Raw genomic sequence first — 18,029 nt, 5'->3', positions numbered from 1 at the left:
AAGATAACGTATTAATATTAAATCAAGTTATCCAGAACATTTATTCAAAAGCGCTATCAAACACCACTTCTACTCGCCATCCATCGTTTGATTGTATGGTGTGATACTGCCATCCGTATTGGGAAATAAGCCGCTGGGTAAGCTCTAACCCAAGGCCGAAGCCCAAGTCATCCTGCACTTTTGGCGCATTAAAATTGTGATTAACAATAGAAATTTGATTACCGTTCTGTTCAATGACAACCTCACCATGGTGGGTGTGTTGAAAAGCATTGCGAATAAGGTTTGTCATGACGATACGACAAAGTCCTTCAGGTAACACCATTTCAGTCTCATCAACGCTGATATGAACATCCACCAGCTTGCCCTGAAGTAGATAATGAAGCTCAGATTCAATTTGCGTTATCAACTCGCCCACTTTAAGGCTGCGACTCGGTAGCACCTTGCCCTCATGGCGATTTAACCAAAGCAGGGTTTCTGTTAAGTCAGTCATCGTAAAAACGGCCCGATCGATCCTATCTAGTACCTCTAACTGCTTATCTGGTGCAATTTGCTTGGTAATCATCTTACGTAGCAGTTCACTATTAGTGCGGGTAACAGCGATAGGTGTACGCAGTTCATGGCTGGCATAACCGAGAAAGCGCTGCTCCCGCTCCAAGCTTTCTTGTACTGAGCTCAAGCTGGATTTAATAAGCCCAGCAAGGGAGTTAAGTTCGCTGTAATGAAAATTTGGTACAGGCTGAGTTAACTGCTCTTTGTCTAACAATTTCGCCCAATCTCTTAAACGTTCGACTGGTGAAGATATCTTTCTTTGCACCACTAGCAGTACCAGCGCAAAAAAAACAATAGCAGCCAATCCGGTAAGGATAATGTAGAAGAACGGTGGTACCTCTTCATTTAAACGCTTATGTGTCTCAAAATCATCCAGCACTAATGAGATAAAGCGGACTTGTTCCTCTCTAACCACTTTCATCACAAAGTAGCCAAATTCAGGCGGCGAAAAAATGGCTGTGCCTCCTATTTTTTTATGCAATTGACCAGGATCCAGAGCATCAGCGTGCCAGTTATCCTGGATCTGTTGCGGTAGGTCCTCCCACTTTGATGCAATGGTTAGTTCATCCATTTGTAACGGCGTATTTTTTTCACCTAGTGGTAGCTCGGAAACCTGAGAGCGAAAAAACTCCGTCATGGCGGAGTCCATGCCGGAAAAGAAGTACCTAACAGCTGTAACGGTAAGAACGCCAATAGTAACCGTACCAGTGAGCAGCATAGCCACCAAAAAGTAGATCCGAATACTTGGCCTGATTCTCATTACTTGTCACTCACTCTATTTCAGACTTTTTCAACGCAAAGCCATGGCCGGTTATGGTGTGTATTAATTTATTCTCAGCGTTGGCGTCCACCGCTTTTCGCACATTGAACATATGTACTTTCAAGCTATTACTGTCGGGTTGCTCATCTCCCCATACGGCTTGCATCAATGTCCCTCGAGAGACTGGATTAGGGCTATCCCGCATTAAGCACTCGAGTAACTTAAACCCAATAGGTGAAAGCTTTATGGGCTCCCCGGCCTTGGTGGCCCTTTTTTTCTGTAAGTCGAGCTCTAGATCTTCCACTACAAGCTTGCTGATCTGCCCGCTACGGCGGCGAGCAAGTACTTGTGACCGAACAATCAGCTCTTCCATGGCGAACGGCTTGACCAAGTAGTCATCCGCACCTTTCGAAAAGCCGGTTAGTTTGTCGTCTAGGGTATCGCGGGCGGTCAACATCAGTATCGGTACATCGATCCCTTGAGCACGAATACGCTCACACACTTCAAGGCCATTCATCTTGGGTAAGTTGAGGTCCAATACCACAACATCGTAATGGTTGGACGTAATAAGCTGATGACCGGACAGTCCATTCGCCGCATGGTCACACTGGATTCCTTCCAGCTCTAGGTAATCAATAACCGCTTTGGCCAAATCTATGTCATCTTCGACCAGCAAGAGTTGCAAGTTATCGGCCATGATGGATTCCCTTGTTATGCTTTAAATAATGCCCCGCAGTGTAACTACGAGGCTATATAAAGTTGACGGATCAAGCCAATTCCAGCGGTGAGTTATCCGCTTTCATACGACATTTCACTTTGTTAATCAGTTGTTTTACATCATTTTGAATCATCAATAATGATGGTGTTAACATTAAAGTGATCACAGTTGCAAACAAAATCCCGTAACCCAGAGCCGCTGCTGCCGGTATCAAGAACTGTGCTTGCATGATTTGCAGCGACATCTTTTTGGGATGCACCAGTAACATCAGAAAGTCGTTGCCATATATCCAGCTCCCAGCTGACGGTTAGATCAGCATTGTAGCTCTCATTACTTCCCTCGGACCTTTCGCAAGAGAAACCAGTGAATATCGAAACATCATTAATGCTACCTCCCACTACAATGCGGATAAGATAGCGACATGAGGGTTAATAAGGGGGTTAAGGTAGTTTTAATTGTTCGCAAGCGTTAACCCCATTGGATATCTTAATTATCATTCACCGATCGGTGGCCAAGGCCTATGCTGCTCTGAATCAATCCACTCTGTAACCCACTGAGGAAGAATAGGTGTATTAACTGGCGCATCCATCGCTTCGAGTAAATGTTGCGGTGAAACCAAACCACTTTTAGATGTTACACCGGCTCGAATTAACACAGAAGAGCACGGTTTTCCATCAACCCACATTGATTGCTCAACATACAACCACTTATCATCCCAGCCTACGCACTGTGAGTACATTTTCACTTTGTGAAACATATGAATACGTTTGCGATAACGCACTGAACTGCCTGCCACGACCAAAGCCCAACGCTTTTTCGCCAGTACCTTCATCAACCCACAGCGAATTCCAAGTTCAGTACGCCCCAAATCATAAAGGGTGAGGACTCGACCATTGTTCATTTCATTAAAGATATCGAGGTCCCATGGGTGGCATGAGAATGAAATTTCATTTTTGTCAGTTAGGTGAACCGGGGAACTGCGCTTGGCTTGCCATAACACTTTTGCTAAACGTAAAAACGGGTACATAATCAGCTTTTCCTTAAACTGTTATCTTTATTTTTTAGTCTACTGACATATTTCATTATGGTAATGAAAGTATCATTTATACACTATAGAGCTAAAAATCTAAACACAAGGGATAAGACTAAACTGTTGGTAAACAATCACTCATATATACATAAATAGCCAGAATAATGAAGAACACCAATACACTAACGTATAGTGGTGGGCCTCGAACAACTTTACAGGTAAATAATTATTGAAACTTTTATAGCGCAATTCATTTAGAATGAATGAACGTTACAACCTAATTCACAAGTATTTCTCTATCGGAAATAACTGCAAAAAGCGTGATTGAAGTTGTTCCCACTGGCCAGCCTCTGGTTCGCTGCTCCAACTTTCTGAGCCGGAATACCAATGGATGTCACCTTTATCTAATTTCAATCGCCAACTATTATCTTCGTCCATCGCCTGCTCAATATCATCAGCCAGACGTTCAGCGATGCGCTCATCTTCAACCACCAGAATCGATTCTGTATTGAGGTAGGTTGAGCGTAAGTTGAAATTAAAAGAACCAATTACAGCCACTTCCCTATCAAAAACAACAGACTTCGCATGTAAGCCATAGGCCGTTTCTGGTGCACATTTTGATTCATCTCTCGTCGATTCCACACACAATTGCGTATCTGGTTTTAACTCAAACAGCTTTAAACCGTGATCAAGCATATCTTGTCGGCGGCCTGCATAACCAGAATGGTTAGTGACAAGGTCATTAGAAACCATTGAGTTAGTGATAACTTTAATCTCGGTGCCATTATTTGTTATTAACTGCAGCTTATCCAATTGACGATCATCAAATATCAGATATGCCGATTCCACTAGCATTTCTTGCCTAGATATATTAGATAATTTGGCCAACAACCTAGCCGTATCCTTTGGCTCGCTGGTGTTACCGACATCAACAGGTACGGGCTGGTCAGAAATATAGCGAGCTTGAACCCAAGTCATCTCGTCCATTGTGTGCTTTAAGAAAGTTTTTGCTACATCTCTTCCCTCAGGTAAAGCCGGGTATTCCTTATAACGGGGAACTAGAATCGTATTTAATTCTGGTAGTTCTGTTGAAGCTTCCCCACTCAGCAAGCTAACAGGGTATGACCAGCGGCTATCCCAATACTCACCGAAACTCGCTTGGATTTCGTTTACCACCGATCCCATTACCAGTACATCACGGTCACGGAAATTAATTTCATCAGACAGATCAAAATATTCATCACCAATATTACGTCCCCCAACAACCGACACAGCACCGTCAACAGTGAATGACTTATTGTGCATACGGCGGTTTAAGCGATCAAAATCACCTAAAAAGGTAAGCCACTTTGTTACTCCACGACGAGTGGGGATCGGATTAAATATGCGGATCTCTATGTGAGGGTGCGAATCTAGTACTTCTAATAGGTCTTCTCGTTCATTGAGGTTAATATCATCAAGCATTACACGTACTTGAACGCCGCGATCAGCAGCCACTATCAGGCGTTTTGCCAAGTATTTGCCCGACACGTCAGAATTCCATATGTAATACTGAATATCGATACTGTGTTCAGCTGTTTCGATGAGTGCTAATCGCTGTGCCAGTGCATCCCAACCTGTATCCTGCAACAGTACCGCACTCGTTCTTTGCTTAGGCTGCTCTGGTCGATATGTGTCTGTCAAGTTGGACAATGTGCTCGTTAATGGGGAGACCGGCGGTTCAGGTAGGTGTTCAATTTCCTTGGGGAGGGACGTACAACCGTTAATAATTGCAACGAAGAACATGATTACACTAATGCGTTGGAGCACTGGCATTTATATCCTTTCCTTTTTATTATCCATTTCATTTAGTCCATATCAAGACGGCAAGGTTTGATTATAAGCGGTTAGTTAACCCTCGTCTTCTGTTATCTCTTTCTTATCATTAGTGATTTCTGCCCCTTCACTCTCAGATTCCACCCACTTCATAAAGACCTGATAACCAGCAGAAAGAAAAGCAGCACCAATAAACATACCTAATATACCGCCTGACATCATGCCTCCGATAGCACCTATCAACACAACAGGCATCGGCACCTCAAGCCCTCTGCCAAGGATCATTGGTTTTAAGAAGTTATCGACCAAACTGGCCGCAATGATCAACACGGTAAAGATCGAATTGTGTAATGTCGATGAATCACCGCTAGACCAGAGTATTGCCACGACAACAAGCGCCACAATCGTTACCGGTAGCTGCATAATGGCAAAAATTAACGCAATGAGAGTGAACAAAGCTGCGGCAGGTACACCAGATAGCGCGACAGTGGCCCCAAAAATTATCGCAGTCAAAAACGCGATACCGATGATACCTACAGCCACCTGCCTAATTGTCGCAGTGGTTAATGTGTGTAATTCAGGCCCTCTAACATTATCGGAAAAGCTGATGAAAATACGCCGCATAGAATGGCTGCCAGGCTCCGCCCAAGCCAACATGATACCAGCAATGATAATTGCACCAATCAATATGAAAACACTTCTTGCCGCTCCACTAGCTCTTTCAAGAAACCAACTCGATAAATTCTTAAGCTGCGGCTGCCGTTTTTCGACAAACCTCGGTAAATCAGCAGCTGCTTCATCCCAAGCATCATGCATTTTTTCACCAATCAACGGCCATTCTTTAACACTTTCCGTAGGTTTCGGAACGACCAGTTCCCCAGCTTCATAAGATTCATAAGTACCAAAAATTTTAGATGCAAATGAATTCCCGACCATTGCGGTGGGAACACCTAATAGCAGAACACCAACAATGGCGATTAGCGTCGATGCCCGTGCGGCTGACCAACCAAGTTTTGCGCCCAAAAATTGTCGAACGGGATAAAGTGCAATGGCAAGGACCAGTGCCCACATCAGGATAGGAAGAAACGGCATGAATGCCCAGAAACAAACCAAGACAATAAATGCGATTACGGAAAAATGTATCAACGAAGCCGTAAATGCTTTGGTCAGTATTTGCTTTAATTTTTCATTATCGTTTTCCATCATTCTACCTTCTGGATGAGTAAGATCTTTATTCAAAGACGACTGTTCTTGCTAATAAACTATATACCCAATCGGCCTTTTTTCGTTTTTACAATATTGATTGTTTCAATTTCCTACCCACTCAGACAAAGAAAACCTAGCAACACTTTACCTGTACTCGTCAACTACTTCACACTTTAACCAATTGATTGTTATTCAGTATTGCTGTCTCAGTAGCTAGACGGCATGGTAACTGACAGTTTTTTATACATCTTTCAGGCTTATTTATGACAACTAATGACCATCTGCACTTTTATGTTGGCACCTACACGGATACACCGAGCACTAGCGAAGGTATTGCGCACATCACATTAGACCCTAAAACGGGTCAGCTATACCGACAGGAAGATTTAGCATATTTGCGAAACCCTACTTACCTAGCGTCTACAGAGGATGGGCTCTATAGCTTTAGTGAAATATCACAACAAGAAGGTGCTGCACTCTACTTCAAATCAAGTATTGGCAATATTTATCTACCTATTTCTGGGGATTACCCTTGCCACATTGATGTTAAAGCCCCTTACCTCGCCGTTGCAAATTATGGTTCAGGTAATGTGTCTGTATATCAACTTGATGAAGCTGGTAGGCCTATACATGTGATTACAGAACTCTTTGAGCAAGGTAGCGGACCTCATACCGAACGCCAACAATCCGCCCATGCGCATCAAGTTACTTTTTTAAAGAAAACGAACCATTTGGTTTCAGTTGATCTAGGGACGGATAGTATCCATTTTTATCACTATGATAACCAAAAAGACACGCACAGCTTTACCTTAGACCAAAGTGTCATCATGCCAGCAGGCTCTGGGCCTCGCCATCTTGTCTTTAACCAAAATGAAACACGTGCATACGTGGTATGCGAACTAAACGAAACACTTGTAGTCCTAACCCAAAATAACGGCATTTGGGATGTTTCATATGAATGCTCGCTGTTATTGAATGAGGTAAATGGTGAAGCAGCCTCCGCAATACGGCTATCTCCTGATGAAAAATTTATTTATGTATCTTGCAGATCTCAAAATCTAATCAGTATTTTTAAGGTCTCAGGTGATACCCCTTCAAGACTCAATGCATTTGATTGTTTAGGGAATCACCCAAGAGACTTTACTCTATCTTCTGATGGCAATTGGTTAATCGTGGCCAATCTATTCTCTGACAATATAGTCAGCTTTCATCGAAATACAGAGACAGGAGAAATAGCGCCAACGGGATATCAATGCCGCATAGATGCCCCCATTTGTTTGGCTGAAGTGACTAATTGAAGTGTTAAATCTTGTAGAAACAGGGTGAGCAAATAGGAAAGTGCCGCTGTGGAATCACAGAGGCACCAATATTTAGTTATGCTGTTTTCAACTTAGCAAGTACTTCGTGAAGAGAAGGGACAATCGCATGGCCGAACTGGCGTACTTCGGCACAAGGTTCAACCAAATCAGGGATCTGGAACGTCATCATGTTCGCCGCAACGGCCGATCGTACGCCATTATTAGAGTCTTCGAAGGCAAGACAACTTTCAGGCTCAACATTTAAACGACTAGCCGCCAGTTGGTAAATCTCTGGGTGAGGCTTACCATTTGCCACTTCACAACCTGTTGTCAGGTTATCAATGTACTTTGTCAGGCCTGCCAACTCTAACTTTATCTTAGCAACTTCATGAGCAGTAGAGGTCGCGACAGCGACAGGTGTTCCTTGAGCTTTCAACCACTCCAAAAGCTCTATCACACCCTCTTTTACAGGGATTGCTTGATGTTTGACCACAGCATTATAGCGCATACGCCATTCCTCATGCAGACGGCCCAAGTCATCGCCATAAGCTTTACGAAAGATAGCCTCGATGCCAGCAGCATTACGGCCAATGATTGAAAGGTAAATATCTTCATGGAAGGGAAGGTTTTGTACTTCGCAAGCTTCTTTAAAGATACGCATACAAACGCGTTCTGTATCGAGAAGCAAGCCATCCATATCGAAAATAGCAGCTTGATAATTCATTACTTTACAGACTTATTGGTGGAGACAGCGCATTCTGACACAAGACAAGATGATTTACCTATAAAAATGGTTCGAGAAACAATTCTATACACAATCCCTCTCAAAGCACTCTGGTGGCCTTTTTATCATTAGTTGCTGTTTCGAAGGCTATTCATACGCATTATTTCAGTTACATACTACAACAAAGGTGCGATAATCTTGACCTCTGTATCCCGACAATAAGTCTGTATACAACAGAACATTGATTCAAAAGTAATTTAATCAGTAGGACCCCCTTCAATGCGCGCCTTTGTATTACGAGCCAGATCCGCTCCTACCGACAGCCAGCAACTACTGGCTTCAGTTGGCCAAGAAGCTCATACCGAAATTTTGGCCCACACCCTAATGAATTCTATCTTTGTCGCGCAATCGCACCGCGAAGATGTCATCGTACACTTGGTATTGGAAAGTACGCAGGACTTCTCTCGAACAGTGACTTTTGTTGCCAATGAGATGACCAATATTGGTGGCTTCCATGAGCAAGCCTTGCTCGCCAAGGTTGCCAAAGCATTGGACGCTTCACGTGGCATGACCAAAGAGCAAGAGAGACAAGTTGAACCGGGGATCACCGTTCAAACCAAAAGCTTCGAAAAGTTAGTAAAAGAACTCGCTGAAGATTACCAACTTTATATGATGGACAAGAAAGGCACATCGATTCGCGAACAAGAGTTCAGCGGTAACTCTTGTTTCTTGTTGACCGATCATATCCCAATGCCGAAGAAAACCTATAAGAGCCTGGAGCGCCTTGGTACACAAAAGATTAGCCTTGGGCCAAAGATGATTTTCGCATCACAGTGTGTGGTACTGATCCACAATGAACTGGATCTTTACGAATAATCTTTACGATAAATCTTTGCAAAGATTCTTTGGTAACAAGTTCAATAAGTCGCAATTAGCACTTAAAAAGCCCGAATTAGAACTTATAAGCATCAATAGGTTCAATTCGGGTTTTTCAATATATTCAGTTGGATTGCTTGTACTTGTGCAACAGATCTAACGGAATATGGCAGTAATCATTAGGAAAATGCGTTAGTCTGTCTTGGTGCTCTTCATCACTCTTAACGTAATTTGTTAGCGGCATGACCTCAACAACGATACGCTCTCTATCCTTACGCGAGTCGATATATTCTCGGACCTGAACAAGATGTGATGGGTCCTTGCTATACACGCCAGTACGGTACTTTTTCCCTACATCTTCACCCTGTTTATTGACGCTGTATGGGTCAATGATCTCAAAGAAAAATGCCATCAATTGCTTAACTGTCACGGCTTCAGCATTAAATTGAATCAAAACACACTCGGCGTAGCCATCGTAATCGCTTTGGGTCGTATCGGCTGTCCCATTGGCACGACCGGCTTCGGTAGTTATCACTCCGGGTAAGTGCTTCATAAATTCTTGAACGCCCCAAAGGCAGCCACCAGCAAAATAAATTTGTTCCATTCCAGTCTCCTGAGTTCTCGAACGGATTATCTAATTACAAAGAGCACAATAGCAATAGTTCAAAAGCAATAAGAACGCTGGTATTACCTGAACGATAAATCTATTCGACTTTGTTCTCCACCTTTCCAACCCCTTCAATAGCGACCGAGACTACATCGCCTTTTCTTAGCGCTTTAGTTCTACCGGGCGTTCCCATGAAAACCAAGTCTCCGGGCTTAAGGGTAAAGTAATGGCTAAGATAACTAACCACTTTCGCTGGTTTATGAATCATATTCTTCGTGCTTTCCTGCTGGACAATTTCACCGTTCAAGCGGGTTGTTAGCACGACATTGTTATAGTCGACCCCAGTAACGATTTCGCCACTAATCGGCCCAAAACCATCGCTAGCTTTAGCTCTCATCCACTGCAAATCTTGTCCTTGCCAATTACGCTCAGTCAGGTCATTACCAGCAAGCACTCCGAAGATAGCATCACTGGCATCTGCTTCTGACGCACCTTTTAGTTCCTTGCCGATAACCAATACCAACTCTCCTTCAAAATGCACATTGGACGCATCATTTGGAAAAACAATAGACTCGCCGGTAGCAATAAGTGAGGACGGTAGCTTCAAAAATAAAGGTGGTGGGGAATCATAATCGGACGAAATATGGCTCGCGAAGTTCATTCCTACTGCAAACACTTTCTCGGGAACCGTGGGGAGTAATATCTTAACTTGGCTACGATTTACAACCTCTCCATCGGGTATATTATCATCAAATATCGAACCTTTTAGAGGCTGAATAGAGTCACCTTTTACCAAACCATACTTGACGTGGTTTTGAAAAGCGTAACGAACATATGAGTCAGCCAAAGCACTTGAACTAAATGGAAGCAACAATACACAAACCGTAAACAGTATTCCTTTCATGCAACATCCTTTTAATGAATAACCTCAACCATCAAAAGTGTAGACTTAATAACACGCTAAAAAGAAAAAAGAGCAACCGAAGTTGCTCTTTGCTCTATTCTAAACGGTCTACTCACTCGCTTTGCGTTTTGGCTTAAACTGCTTAATGCTTTTCTTAGCCTGACTACGGCGGTTAGCTTTTTTATCGCGTGGTGGTCGTTTTCGCTCGGTATTTGTTGTCTGTTCGGCAGGTTTATCCGTCACAGGGAACCCTTCCAGATCAACGGTCTTCATCGAGCGACCTGTTAGTTGTCGAATAGACTTCAACGCCTCGGCTTCGCCATGACAAACTAATGAAATGGCTAAACCATTTTGGCCCGCTCGAGCAGTCCTGCCAACTCGGTGAACATAGACTGGAGCATTCTCTGGAAGATCAGCATTGATCACCACAGGCAACGCATCAACATGAATACCACGGGAAAGCAGATCGGTTGTGATTAACACTCGAGTGTTAAGCGATTTAAAATCAGCTAAGGTCTGTTCACGATCAGACTGCTCTTTATCACCATGCAGTGCCGCAACGCTAATACCGGCTTTAGTCAGACGTTTTGCTAGCGTATCTGCAGCTTTCTTTTCGCTCACAAAGACAAGTACTTGCTGCCAGTCGTTTTGCTTCAACAAGGCAATCAACGCTTGAGGTTTACTGCCCTTGTTAACTAAATAGAGCTGCTCTTTGATGTCTTCGACCACACTGTTTTTGGAATTGGCAACAATACGTTCAGGCATATACATTAGCCCTACCGCAGCCGCTTCAAGTGACTCTGGTAAGGTTGCAGAAAACAACAGCGTTTGTCTTGCGGCAGGAGCAAAAGAGATTATCTTCTGAACATCAGGCCAAAAACCCATTTCTAACAGTCTATCAGCCTCATCAAGTACCAATAGCTTCAACAGCTGTAGCGACACAAACTCTTTGTTAATAAAGTCCAGTAAACGACCAGGAGTGGCAACGAGTACGTGCGTCCCCCGTTCTAATTCGGTTTGTTGAGTGTCAGGAGAAACACCACCACTTAACATGACCACTTTAATGCCTAGCTTACTGGCCACTTCCTGCAGAGAGGTGGTCACCTGTGAGGCTAACTCGCGCGTTGGTACCAGAATTAAACTTTGGATCTCGTTTTTCCCAGCATCAATCTTCTGCAACATCGGCAAACCAAAAGCAAACGTTTTGCCACTTCCCGTTTGCGCCAACGCCAACACATCTTTCCCTTGAATAACGGCAGGGATGGCGAGTCGCTGTATGTCAGTCGGAGTGGTCAGTTGGCTTGGCAATGCGCTCAACATCATCTTATTTAATTGCAATGAAGCAAAAGTCATGGGCATTAACTGTCAGGATAGAAAAATGGATGCGCAGTCTATCAGTCCATCCGATCATTTTATAGAGACCAGAGACACTTACTTGCCGTCTCAACGGAGAAAAACCGGCTTGGCTGTCATTCATTTGCCACCGATCGATTAACGAAGCTCAGTTGTTGATACAACGCTTCCGTCCTTGGCATATCAACCCCCTGCTCTGCCGCCATATCCAATACATTTTTATACATATACTGTAATTCCATCTCGCGACCATTGCGTCTGTCCAATAACATACTGGTCAAATAGGGTTTCATTTGGGCAGTATTGTTCAACATGATATCGATTAGGCTTGAATCAAGAGTTGAGCCTGTGGCTTTCGCAGCAATACACACCTCTTTCATGATGGCTTTAACCAGTGAAACCGTTTCACCGCAAGCCATGATTTGTGCCGTATCGGTATCTAGTACCGCTGATAGTCCATTATAAGGGACATTCCACAGTAGTTTTTTCCAGCGGGCATCTAGAATGCTATTTTCAACATCGACCTCAACCCCACAGTTGTGAAAGTCGTTGGCAACACTCGTTAATGCAGGCATACCCAACTCACCGTATACGCCCAATGTTAGCCGCCCGTAATCGATATGGTGAATATGACCCGGCCCGACTTTGTTCGAGCAGATAAAACACAACCCACCAGCGGTATATTCAATATTTAACAGTCTGGTAAGCGCCTGTTCGCCACCAATACCATTTTGTAGTAGAAGAACAAGTGTGTTTGGTGTAAGTAAGGGACGAATCAAGGTCTCAAGCTGATGGTTTTGAGTGGTTTTCAGAGCAACAATCACAACATCAGCTTTTGGCATTTCTTCACTGGCGTTATACGCCTTGATAGCATCGGCTGGTATTGAATAGTCGCCGTAATGAGAGTCAACCTTCAAGCCATGCTGGCGAACAAATTGATAATCGCTATTAAGCAAGAAGTGTACATCGTGGCCACCATGATGCAGCCTCGCACCGTAATATCCACCAATCGCACCGGTTCCGATAACGGCATAGATTTTCTGATCCATTCCTTTTGCTCTCCTGTCCCTTTCTTATAACTCGTTAATATACCCAAGTAACTGAATGTTGCTTCCCTCAACGAGAATAGCTTGGTTATAAATGTACAGGATTCACCCAACACAGCAAGGGCAATGGTAAGCAAGAAAACTGATGGTTTTTATCGTTCGCATTTTTATTAAGCAACTGAATCGGCAAGAATTCAATTTTTTCGTTAACCACTGTAATATACCGCACACGGCTATATGAGCTCGTTTGAGATGTCGAGTCTTAGACCTTGACGTTAAGATAACTAACCTTAAAACAACGTTGCTCTTTTAGATAAAAGGTGATGGCAATCAGCCTACACTTTGCTGATAATAAAAGAACAACAGCACGAATAAGATGAAATTATGATCAATGAAGATGATGTAATCACCAACCTAGACGAACTAGAAGCATTTCTGCTTTCAGTAGAAAATGGTGGACTGGGCCTAACAAATGTTGCTGGCATTGCTTTAGCAACCAACAATGCAGATGGTCGCCACTTTGTTGCTGTTCTTGATGATAAGCACCAACTTCTGCTTGGCCGCTGGGTAACTGACGATGTATATGAAAACGGCAAAGATCTTGTCCGCAATGGTCCCCAAAAGCCACTTCACTAAGATAAAAAGCGCTGTGGTTTAAACCATTAGGATTAAACTACAGCGGTAGAATTTGTATGCCACCAATCCGCCATTGGTGGCTTCTGCGAAATTGATTTTCAATAAACGGCTCAAGCTGACTACGTTATCAAAGATTTCGGCTTTAAATTTTATCATACACACCGCATTCCCTTACCTTTACCAACCTTAAGCAGAACACACCGGCAAACATACACTGGCAACATACAGGTGATTAATATCCCAATTCAGCATTTTTAATCAGATTTTCGTGACGCCAGTCACGTCATATTTAATGCAACCTCACAAGTATATGCTATGATTTTCATAAAATAACAATAGCTTTACTTAAGACGTTGCAGTAAACAGGTATCCGCAAACGTACTGATCTTAACATGTTTATATAAGGTTGATTTATGGATCAAGCGGACAAATTACGAAGCATTTTCGCCAAGCAGTCGGCAAAAGAGCAACTTATACAATGTATAAATAAATTGCGAGAAGCCATTAAAACTGGCAGCCATGAAGACATTCATTTCTTAATGGAAGAACTTGAACAAGCACAATCTTATTTCGAGGAAAACCTAGTAAACGAAGACGTTAATGATCAGCTCTAGTTTACAATCTAATTATCAATAATTATAAATTATTAGCTTCCTAACAACTGCTCCCCAATCCGCCAGCCTAGATCTAGAAATTCCCTCCTCAAGGCACCTATACTAGATAACACCAGTAAAATTAATACTCTGTGTGTAGTGGTACGGTGATAGGTGAACAGATACAGCAAGGTCAGTTGGTTCCACTGATAATGACTGTTAATGCCAGCACTATCATTGCGCTGATTTCACATTTTATGGTGAGATACTAAGTACTGCTATTAGAGAAAACTTCATTCCTCTAAAATGCTCACTTATCTGAATAAGCCCAATAGACTCGGTGATGCCCTTGAGCAGATGAAGACTGCCGTAAGCAGTTTGTCAGCTAAATCGACGCGACAGGCATGGATTGAGATGCGAGTGGTCGATTATGTACGAAAATATTTTCGAGCAAGGTCGCTGCACCTATCATATACCCCCCCATTAATATCAACTGCCAAATACGGGTATAGAAGTTCACATCTATCAACTTGCTATCACTGGCGACAACAGCGCCGAAAATAACCATTAGCGCCGAAAACACACTAGCATAAATGGGTGCTTTCACAGGATCATGATAGATCTTATTGGCAAATCTCAAAGTAAAGAAGGTCATCATGGCAGCCAAAAAGGGGAACCATGGTACGGTCACTAGCAGTTCATAAGCGATGATAGCCAGTAAACCACCAATAGTATTCGTCATTAATAAAAACACACTGATCTTGACACTCTTTGGGGCGGTTATCTGTAGCGACAAAATTCCGACAAACATCATGGTGAGAATCGCCCCTGTCATCTGGTAAAAGTAGCAAAATGCGATGACAGGAAAACTAATCAACAACGCTTTGTATGACTCCTCCATTCTCTTTTGCTTTTCTATCCGTACATCCTCTGATGTTTTAGCATCCGCCGACTTCACATTCTCTTCCAATGAAGCCCCACGAGTCGATGTTGGAATAAGCCAGTGCATCAAGCCATAAACAACCACCGCCCCTCCACCCGCAATCATTAAGGCTTTACCTACCTGCAAAGCAATAATAGGCTGCATTAAACCCAGGTAGGGTAATAACAGAGCTGAAATCATTAGCATCGTCGCGAAGAAATTCCAGTTAGGATCTTGGAACAAGTAGTAAGCCCATAGCATCATCACTCCCACCAACGCCAACATGATAAGTGGATATTGAGCCAAACCATTAGTCACCGTTAAGGCAATCAATACGGTAACCACCATGGATCCCCCTAGCTCAGTCATAACCTGCCTATCCGCTACAGGTTTGTCGACCAGCAACTTGGCTACAAATACAGGCATAACGTATGCCAGAGTCCAGTTTAAGCTATAAGCAAGGAGCAACGACAACATAACGCCTACGACATAACGAAGAATATTTTGCTTGAGCTCTGAGCGCATCACTCTCACATCTGCTGATATTAGCGAATATAAGAAAACCAAGTGATCACTCTGATCCACACTTTGCCAAACACATTCATTACGGAGCTATCTTCGGTATACATCATAATGTCGGCTTGCCCCCCCACCCTCAAGCTGCCCTTAGGCATTGCCTGATCAAAACGGATCATCACAGGAAATCGCTGGGTTTGACGCAACCAACCCGACTGATTCGCTACGTTAGCAAGCTGGCCCGTTTGCTGGGTCTGTCCCCAATCCACACCATAATCAATACTGGTTACCTCACCTGAATACACTTCGCCCGGTACATTATCGAGAGCTATTTCCACTTTATCACCCGGTTTAACATTGCCTAAACTGTTTTCACGGTAATACGCCTCAACCCAACTTTCATCACCTGAGACAAACGTCATCAAAGGCTGACCTTTGTTAGCAAAGATACCTTCATCCAAGGTAAAGTTTGTCACTACGCCAGGAGATGGTGCACGGATAACCGTTCGTTCCAAGTCCAATTGAGCCTTTTGTAGTGCAAGAATCGCAGCTTGAATCTCGGTATTTTCATCACCTATTGCACCCAATTGCTTTTTGGCCTGATCAACAGAGGCTCTCGCTTGATCAACTCGTGCACTTGCTTGTGCCAAAGCTGCATGGGTTTTGTCAGCATCCGCTTGAGTCACAATGCCTTTTTTAACCATCGCAAATATTCGGTTCGCCTGGCTTCGAGCATTCTGTTGATTAGCAATAGCATCACTTAGCTGTGCTTGTGCTGATTCAACCGAAGCCGTTTGTACTCCAACTTCCTTTCCTGCTTTTTCTAAGTTCTCTTCCGCTTGCTTGAGAGCAATCGTGTAATCGGTTTTATCAAGCTCAATCAGCGGCTGGCCAGCCTCAACAATATCGTTAGGCTCAACAAACACTTTGGTTACTGGGCCACTGACCAAAGGAGCAAGGGGTACAACGTTTGCTCGTACCCTCGCCATGTCTGTCGTGGGGATCAGCCGGTCAGAGATCAAATAGAAAAGGAATAACCCTGCGCATAGCAGTAAGACAAGAAGCGTGGCACGCCGTGGATCACTAGCTTTTGGCTTACTGGTTTCCATTGTGCTTTCTTCTATAACCGCAAGATTTTTTCCTGATTTTAATTCAGTGTGCTCTGCTGATACTTTACTTTGCTTGCTCATTACAACCTCATTGTAGACATACAATTAGTTATTAACTTCAATGCCTGCATTGTAAATTTTAATGCTTATAATTCTTATCAATTCACGCCAGCGAGCAATTTTCGCAATTATTCAATTTCCACATAGACAAAAGATGATTAAGCTCTGATTATCTGAACTAACTTGCCTATAAAATGTAATTTAACTTGAACTTTTGGAATCGATATCACATATTGTTTCTATTGATGATTTTATTAAAGTAGTGATTGGCCCATTTAGGTCATACCATGGATGTAATCGGTATAGTAGCAACTTAGATGATTGAATTTCCAAAGATACAGCTTGATCCTGATAATACGTTTGCTTCTGACTTTGGCATACTGATCCACGACGAATTCAAAATTCTCTATATGGATGAAAACCTATGCAACATCATTGGCGTAGGTAAGGTTCCAGACAAAATGTCATTGCCTAACTTGCTAAGTTTGATTGTGGATGTAAACCCTGAACAAGCCTTAGCCCATCATCATCGGTTAATGGAAGGGTCGGTAAGACCAAGGGTACAAACCTTCAAGGTTACTAAACCCTCGGGCAAAGTCGCCCATGTGTTAGTTGCAGAGTCCATTGTTCAATGGCAAGGTGAAACAGCAATCCAACTGGCTATTATTGATATTACAGAGAAGTACAACGACTTTTATCAACTGGAGCAACAGGCCTCTATTGACTCCCTCTCAGGTTTAACCAACCGGAACCGTTTTGAAACCATACTCAGTAACGAGCTAACTAAAGCACAGAAGATAGGCTATCCCATATCATGTCTTTACATCGACATTGATGACTTTAAGCTCATTAATGACGCCTATGGCCACCAGGCTGGCGATGACGTTATTCGTACCTTCGCAGATTGCTGTAAATCCAGCATCCGCCAATCTGATTTTATTGGTCGCTGGGGCGGAGAGGAGTTCATCATTCTGCTTCCCCATACCTCCCACCAATTTGCCCTGCTTTTAGCAGAGCGCTTACGTCGGCGCGTGAGTAAAAGCCACATAGACATGCCAGATGGAACGATTAACTTCACTATCAGCATTGGAGTCAACACCCTTTGGGGTGATGTTATTTCTCCTTCAGCTGTATTGCATCAAGCTGATCAAGCACTCTCTCATGCCAAACGTCATGGCAAGGATCAAGTCGCTTCGTATGAAAAAATAATCACAGCACATAAAAATTAAGGTAACCGTTCACCAGACCCCCATTGAAAAATCATTTGTGATCCATCGCACTTGATCCGCTTTTCCTTCTTGAGTGAT

17 protein-coding genes and 1 pseudogene are annotated in these 18,029 nt (G+C 43.2%); 5 read left to right on the top strand and 13 right to left on the bottom strand.

Annotated features, from left to right (window positions below):
• Nucleotides 1–40 precede the first annotated feature (40 nt).
• From NHN17_RS02040 to NHN17_RS02015, 6 genes and pseudogenes are all read right to left on the bottom strand, one after another.
• A complete protein-coding gene (locus tag NHN17_RS02040) occupies nucleotides 41–1,309 on the bottom strand; it encodes a sensor histidine kinase (protein ID WP_255040444.1) in 1,269 nt (422 codons plus the stop codon).
• Between the two features lie 10 nt (nucleotides 1,310–1,319).
• Nucleotides 1,320–2,006 (bottom strand): response regulator transcription factor, encoded by a 687-nt coding sequence (locus NHN17_RS02035; protein ID WP_255040443.1) that lies wholly within the window; start codon nucleotides 2,004–2,006, stop codon nucleotides 1,320–1,322.
• Nucleotides 2,007–2,076: 70 nt separating this feature from the next.
• Nucleotides 2,077–2,256 (bottom strand): annotated as a pseudogene (locus tag NHN17_RS02030) (hypothetical protein); the annotation flags it as partial.
• 264 nt (nucleotides 2,257–2,520) lie between these two features.
• Nucleotides 2,521–3,054, bottom strand: a complete 534-nt coding sequence (locus NHN17_RS02025; RefSeq protein WP_255040441.1) for a thioesterase family protein — start codon at nucleotides 3,052–3,054, stop codon at nucleotides 2,521–2,523.
• Between the two features lie 285 nt (nucleotides 3,055–3,339).
• Nucleotides 3,340–4,872, bottom strand: a complete 1,533-nt coding sequence (locus tag NHN17_RS02020; RefSeq protein ID WP_255040440.1) for a phospholipase D family protein — start codon at nucleotides 4,870–4,872, stop codon at nucleotides 3,340–3,342.
• A 75-nt stretch (nucleotides 4,873–4,947) separates the two neighbouring features.
• Entirely contained in the window at nucleotides 4,948–6,075 is a 1,128-nt protein-coding gene (locus NHN17_RS02015) for an AI-2E family transporter (RefSeq protein WP_255040587.1), read from the bottom strand.
• Between the two features lie 266 nt (nucleotides 6,076–6,341).
• On the opposite strand from NHN17_RS02015, the gene NHN17_RS02010 reads away from it, so the two are divergent.
• Nucleotides 6,342–7,376, top strand: coding sequence for a lactonase family protein (locus NHN17_RS02010; RefSeq protein WP_255040439.1), 1,035 nt, complete (start codon nucleotides 6,342–6,344; stop codon nucleotides 7,374–7,376).
• Nucleotides 7,377–7,452: 76 nt separating this feature from the next.
• Here NHN17_RS02010 and NHN17_RS02005 read toward each other — a convergent pair whose 3' ends face one another.
• On the bottom strand, nucleotides 7,453–8,100 hold the full coding sequence (locus NHN17_RS02005; RefSeq protein WP_255040437.1) for an HAD family hydrolase: 648 nt from the start codon (nucleotides 8,098–8,100) through the stop codon (nucleotides 7,453–7,455).
• A gap of 279 nt (nucleotides 8,101–8,379) precedes the next feature.
• Here NHN17_RS02005 and trmY point away from each other — a divergent pair, with 279 nt between their 5' ends.
• Nucleotides 8,380–8,976, top strand: a complete 597-nt coding sequence (trmY, locus tag NHN17_RS02000) for a tRNA (pseudouridine(54)-N(1))-methyltransferase TrmY (protein ID WP_255040436.1) — start codon at nucleotides 8,380–8,382, stop codon at nucleotides 8,974–8,976.
• 124 nt (nucleotides 8,977–9,100) lie between these two features.
• Here the strand turns inward: trmY and NHN17_RS01995 are convergent, their stop codons facing one another.
• From NHN17_RS01995 to NHN17_RS01980, 4 genes are all read right to left on the bottom strand, one after another.
• Complete coding sequence (locus NHN17_RS01995; RefSeq protein WP_255040435.1) at nucleotides 9,101–9,580, bottom strand: peptide-methionine (S)-S-oxide reductase; 480 nt, start codon at nucleotides 9,578–9,580, stop codon at nucleotides 9,101–9,103.
• 100 nt (nucleotides 9,581–9,680) lie between these two features.
• Entirely contained in the window at nucleotides 9,681–10,487 is an 807-nt protein-coding gene (locus tag NHN17_RS01990; protein ID WP_255040434.1) for a fumarylacetoacetate hydrolase family protein, read from the bottom strand.
• 108 nt (nucleotides 10,488–10,595) lie between these two features.
• The gene (locus NHN17_RS01985; protein ID WP_255040433.1) at nucleotides 10,596–11,840 is read right to left on the bottom strand and encodes a DEAD/DEAH box helicase; all 1,245 of its coding nucleotides are present in this window, start codon (nucleotides 11,838–11,840) and stop codon (nucleotides 10,596–10,598) included.
• 116 nt (nucleotides 11,841–11,956) lie between these two features.
• On the bottom strand, nucleotides 11,957–12,889 hold the full coding sequence (locus tag NHN17_RS01980) for a putative 2-dehydropantoate 2-reductase (protein ID WP_255040432.1): 933 nt from the start codon (nucleotides 12,887–12,889) through the stop codon (nucleotides 11,957–11,959).
• Between the two features lie 381 nt (nucleotides 12,890–13,270).
• On the opposite strand from NHN17_RS01980, the gene NHN17_RS01975 reads away from it, so the two are divergent.
• Entirely contained in the window at nucleotides 13,271–13,522 is a 252-nt protein-coding gene (locus tag NHN17_RS01975; RefSeq protein ID WP_255040431.1) for a hypothetical protein, read from the top strand.
• 413 nt (nucleotides 13,523–13,935) lie between these two features.
• Nucleotides 13,936–14,136 (top strand): hypothetical protein, encoded by a 201-nt coding sequence (locus NHN17_RS01970; protein ID WP_255040430.1) that lies wholly within the window; start codon nucleotides 13,936–13,938, stop codon nucleotides 14,134–14,136.
• A gap of 364 nt (nucleotides 14,137–14,500) precedes the next feature.
• Here the strand turns inward: NHN17_RS01970 and NHN17_RS01965 are convergent, their stop codons facing one another.
• Together NHN17_RS01965 and NHN17_RS01960 are read right to left on the bottom strand one after the other, a co-directional pair.
• The gene (locus tag NHN17_RS01965; protein WP_255040429.1) at nucleotides 14,501–15,562 is read right to left on the bottom strand and encodes a DUF2955 domain-containing protein; all 1,062 of its coding nucleotides are present in this window, start codon (nucleotides 15,560–15,562) and stop codon (nucleotides 14,501–14,503) included.
• Between the two features lie 20 nt (nucleotides 15,563–15,582).
• Nucleotides 15,583–16,743 (bottom strand): HlyD family secretion protein, encoded by a 1,161-nt coding sequence (locus NHN17_RS01960; RefSeq protein ID WP_309243476.1) that lies wholly within the window; start codon nucleotides 16,741–16,743, stop codon nucleotides 15,583–15,585.
• Between the two features lie 296 nt (nucleotides 16,744–17,039).
• Here NHN17_RS01960 and NHN17_RS01955 point away from each other — a divergent pair, with 296 nt between their 5' ends.
• Nucleotides 17,040–17,951, top strand: a complete 912-nt coding sequence (locus NHN17_RS01955; RefSeq protein WP_255040428.1) for a GGDEF domain-containing protein — start codon at nucleotides 17,040–17,042, stop codon at nucleotides 17,949–17,951.
• Nucleotides 17,952–18,029: the final 78 nt, after the last annotated feature.

The organism is Photobacterium pectinilyticum (genome assembly GCF_024357955.1).
Taxonomy (GTDB): Bacteria; Pseudomonadota; Gammaproteobacteria; order Enterobacterales; family Vibrionaceae; genus Photobacterium; species Photobacterium pectinilyticum.
The sequence above is the reverse complement of the archived record's forward strand: the minus strand, read 5'-3'. Positions and strand labels throughout refer to the sequence as shown.

Bases quoted from the DNA above. Each gene is read 5' to 3' on its own strand.
- NHN17_RS02040 (WP_255040444.1), bottom strand. From the start codon at position 1,309: ATGAGAATCAGGCCAAGTATTCGGATCTACTTTTTGGTGGCTATGCTG.
- NHN17_RS02035 (WP_255040443.1), bottom strand. From the start codon at position 2,006: ATGGCCGATAACTTGCAACTCTTGCTGGTCGAAGATGACATAGATTTG.
- NHN17_RS02025 (WP_255040441.1), bottom strand. From the start codon at position 3,054: ATGTACCCGTTTTTACGTTTAGCAAAAGTGTTATGGCAAGCCAAGCGC.
- NHN17_RS02020 (WP_255040440.1), bottom strand. From the start codon at position 4,872: ATGCCAGTGCTCCAACGCATTAGTGTAATCATGTTCTTCGTTGCAATT.
- NHN17_RS02015 (WP_255040587.1), bottom strand. From the start codon at position 6,075: ATGGAAAACGATAATGAAAAATTAAAGCAAATACTGACCAAAGCATTT.
- NHN17_RS02010 (WP_255040439.1), top strand. From the start codon at position 6,342: ATGACAACTAATGACCATCTGCACTTTTATGTTGGCACCTACACGGAT.
- NHN17_RS02005 (WP_255040437.1), bottom strand. From the start codon at position 8,100: ATGAATTATCAAGCTGCTATTTTCGATATGGATGGCTTGCTTCTCGAT.
- trmY (WP_255040436.1), top strand. From the start codon at position 8,380: ATGCGCGCCTTTGTATTACGAGCCAGATCCGCTCCTACCGACAGCCAG.
- NHN17_RS01995 (WP_255040435.1), bottom strand. From the start codon at position 9,580: ATGGAACAAATTTATTTTGCTGGTGGCTGCCTTTGGGGCGTTCAAGAA.
- NHN17_RS01990 (WP_255040434.1), bottom strand. From the start codon at position 10,487: ATGAAAGGAATACTGTTTACGGTTTGTGTATTGTTGCTTCCATTTAGT.
- NHN17_RS01985 (WP_255040433.1), bottom strand. From the start codon at position 11,840: ATGACTTTTGCTTCATTGCAATTAAATAAGATGATGTTGAGCGCATTG.
- NHN17_RS01980 (WP_255040432.1), bottom strand. From the start codon at position 12,889: ATGGATCAGAAAATCTATGCCGTTATCGGAACCGGTGCGATTGGTGGA.
- NHN17_RS01975 (WP_255040431.1), top strand. From the start codon at position 13,271: ATGATCAATGAAGATGATGTAATCACCAACCTAGACGAACTAGAAGCA.
- NHN17_RS01970 (WP_255040430.1), top strand. From the start codon at position 13,936: ATGGATCAAGCGGACAAATTACGAAGCATTTTCGCCAAGCAGTCGGCA.
- NHN17_RS01965 (WP_255040429.1), bottom strand. From the start codon at position 15,562: ATGCGCTCAGAGCTCAAGCAAAATATTCTTCGTTATGTCGTAGGCGTT.
- NHN17_RS01960 (WP_309243476.1), bottom strand. From the start codon at position 16,743: ATGAGCAAGCAAAGTAAAGTATCAGCAGAGCACACTGAATTAAAATCA.
- NHN17_RS01955 (WP_255040428.1), top strand. From the start codon at position 17,040: ATGATTGAATTTCCAAAGATACAGCTTGATCCTGATAATACGTTTGCT.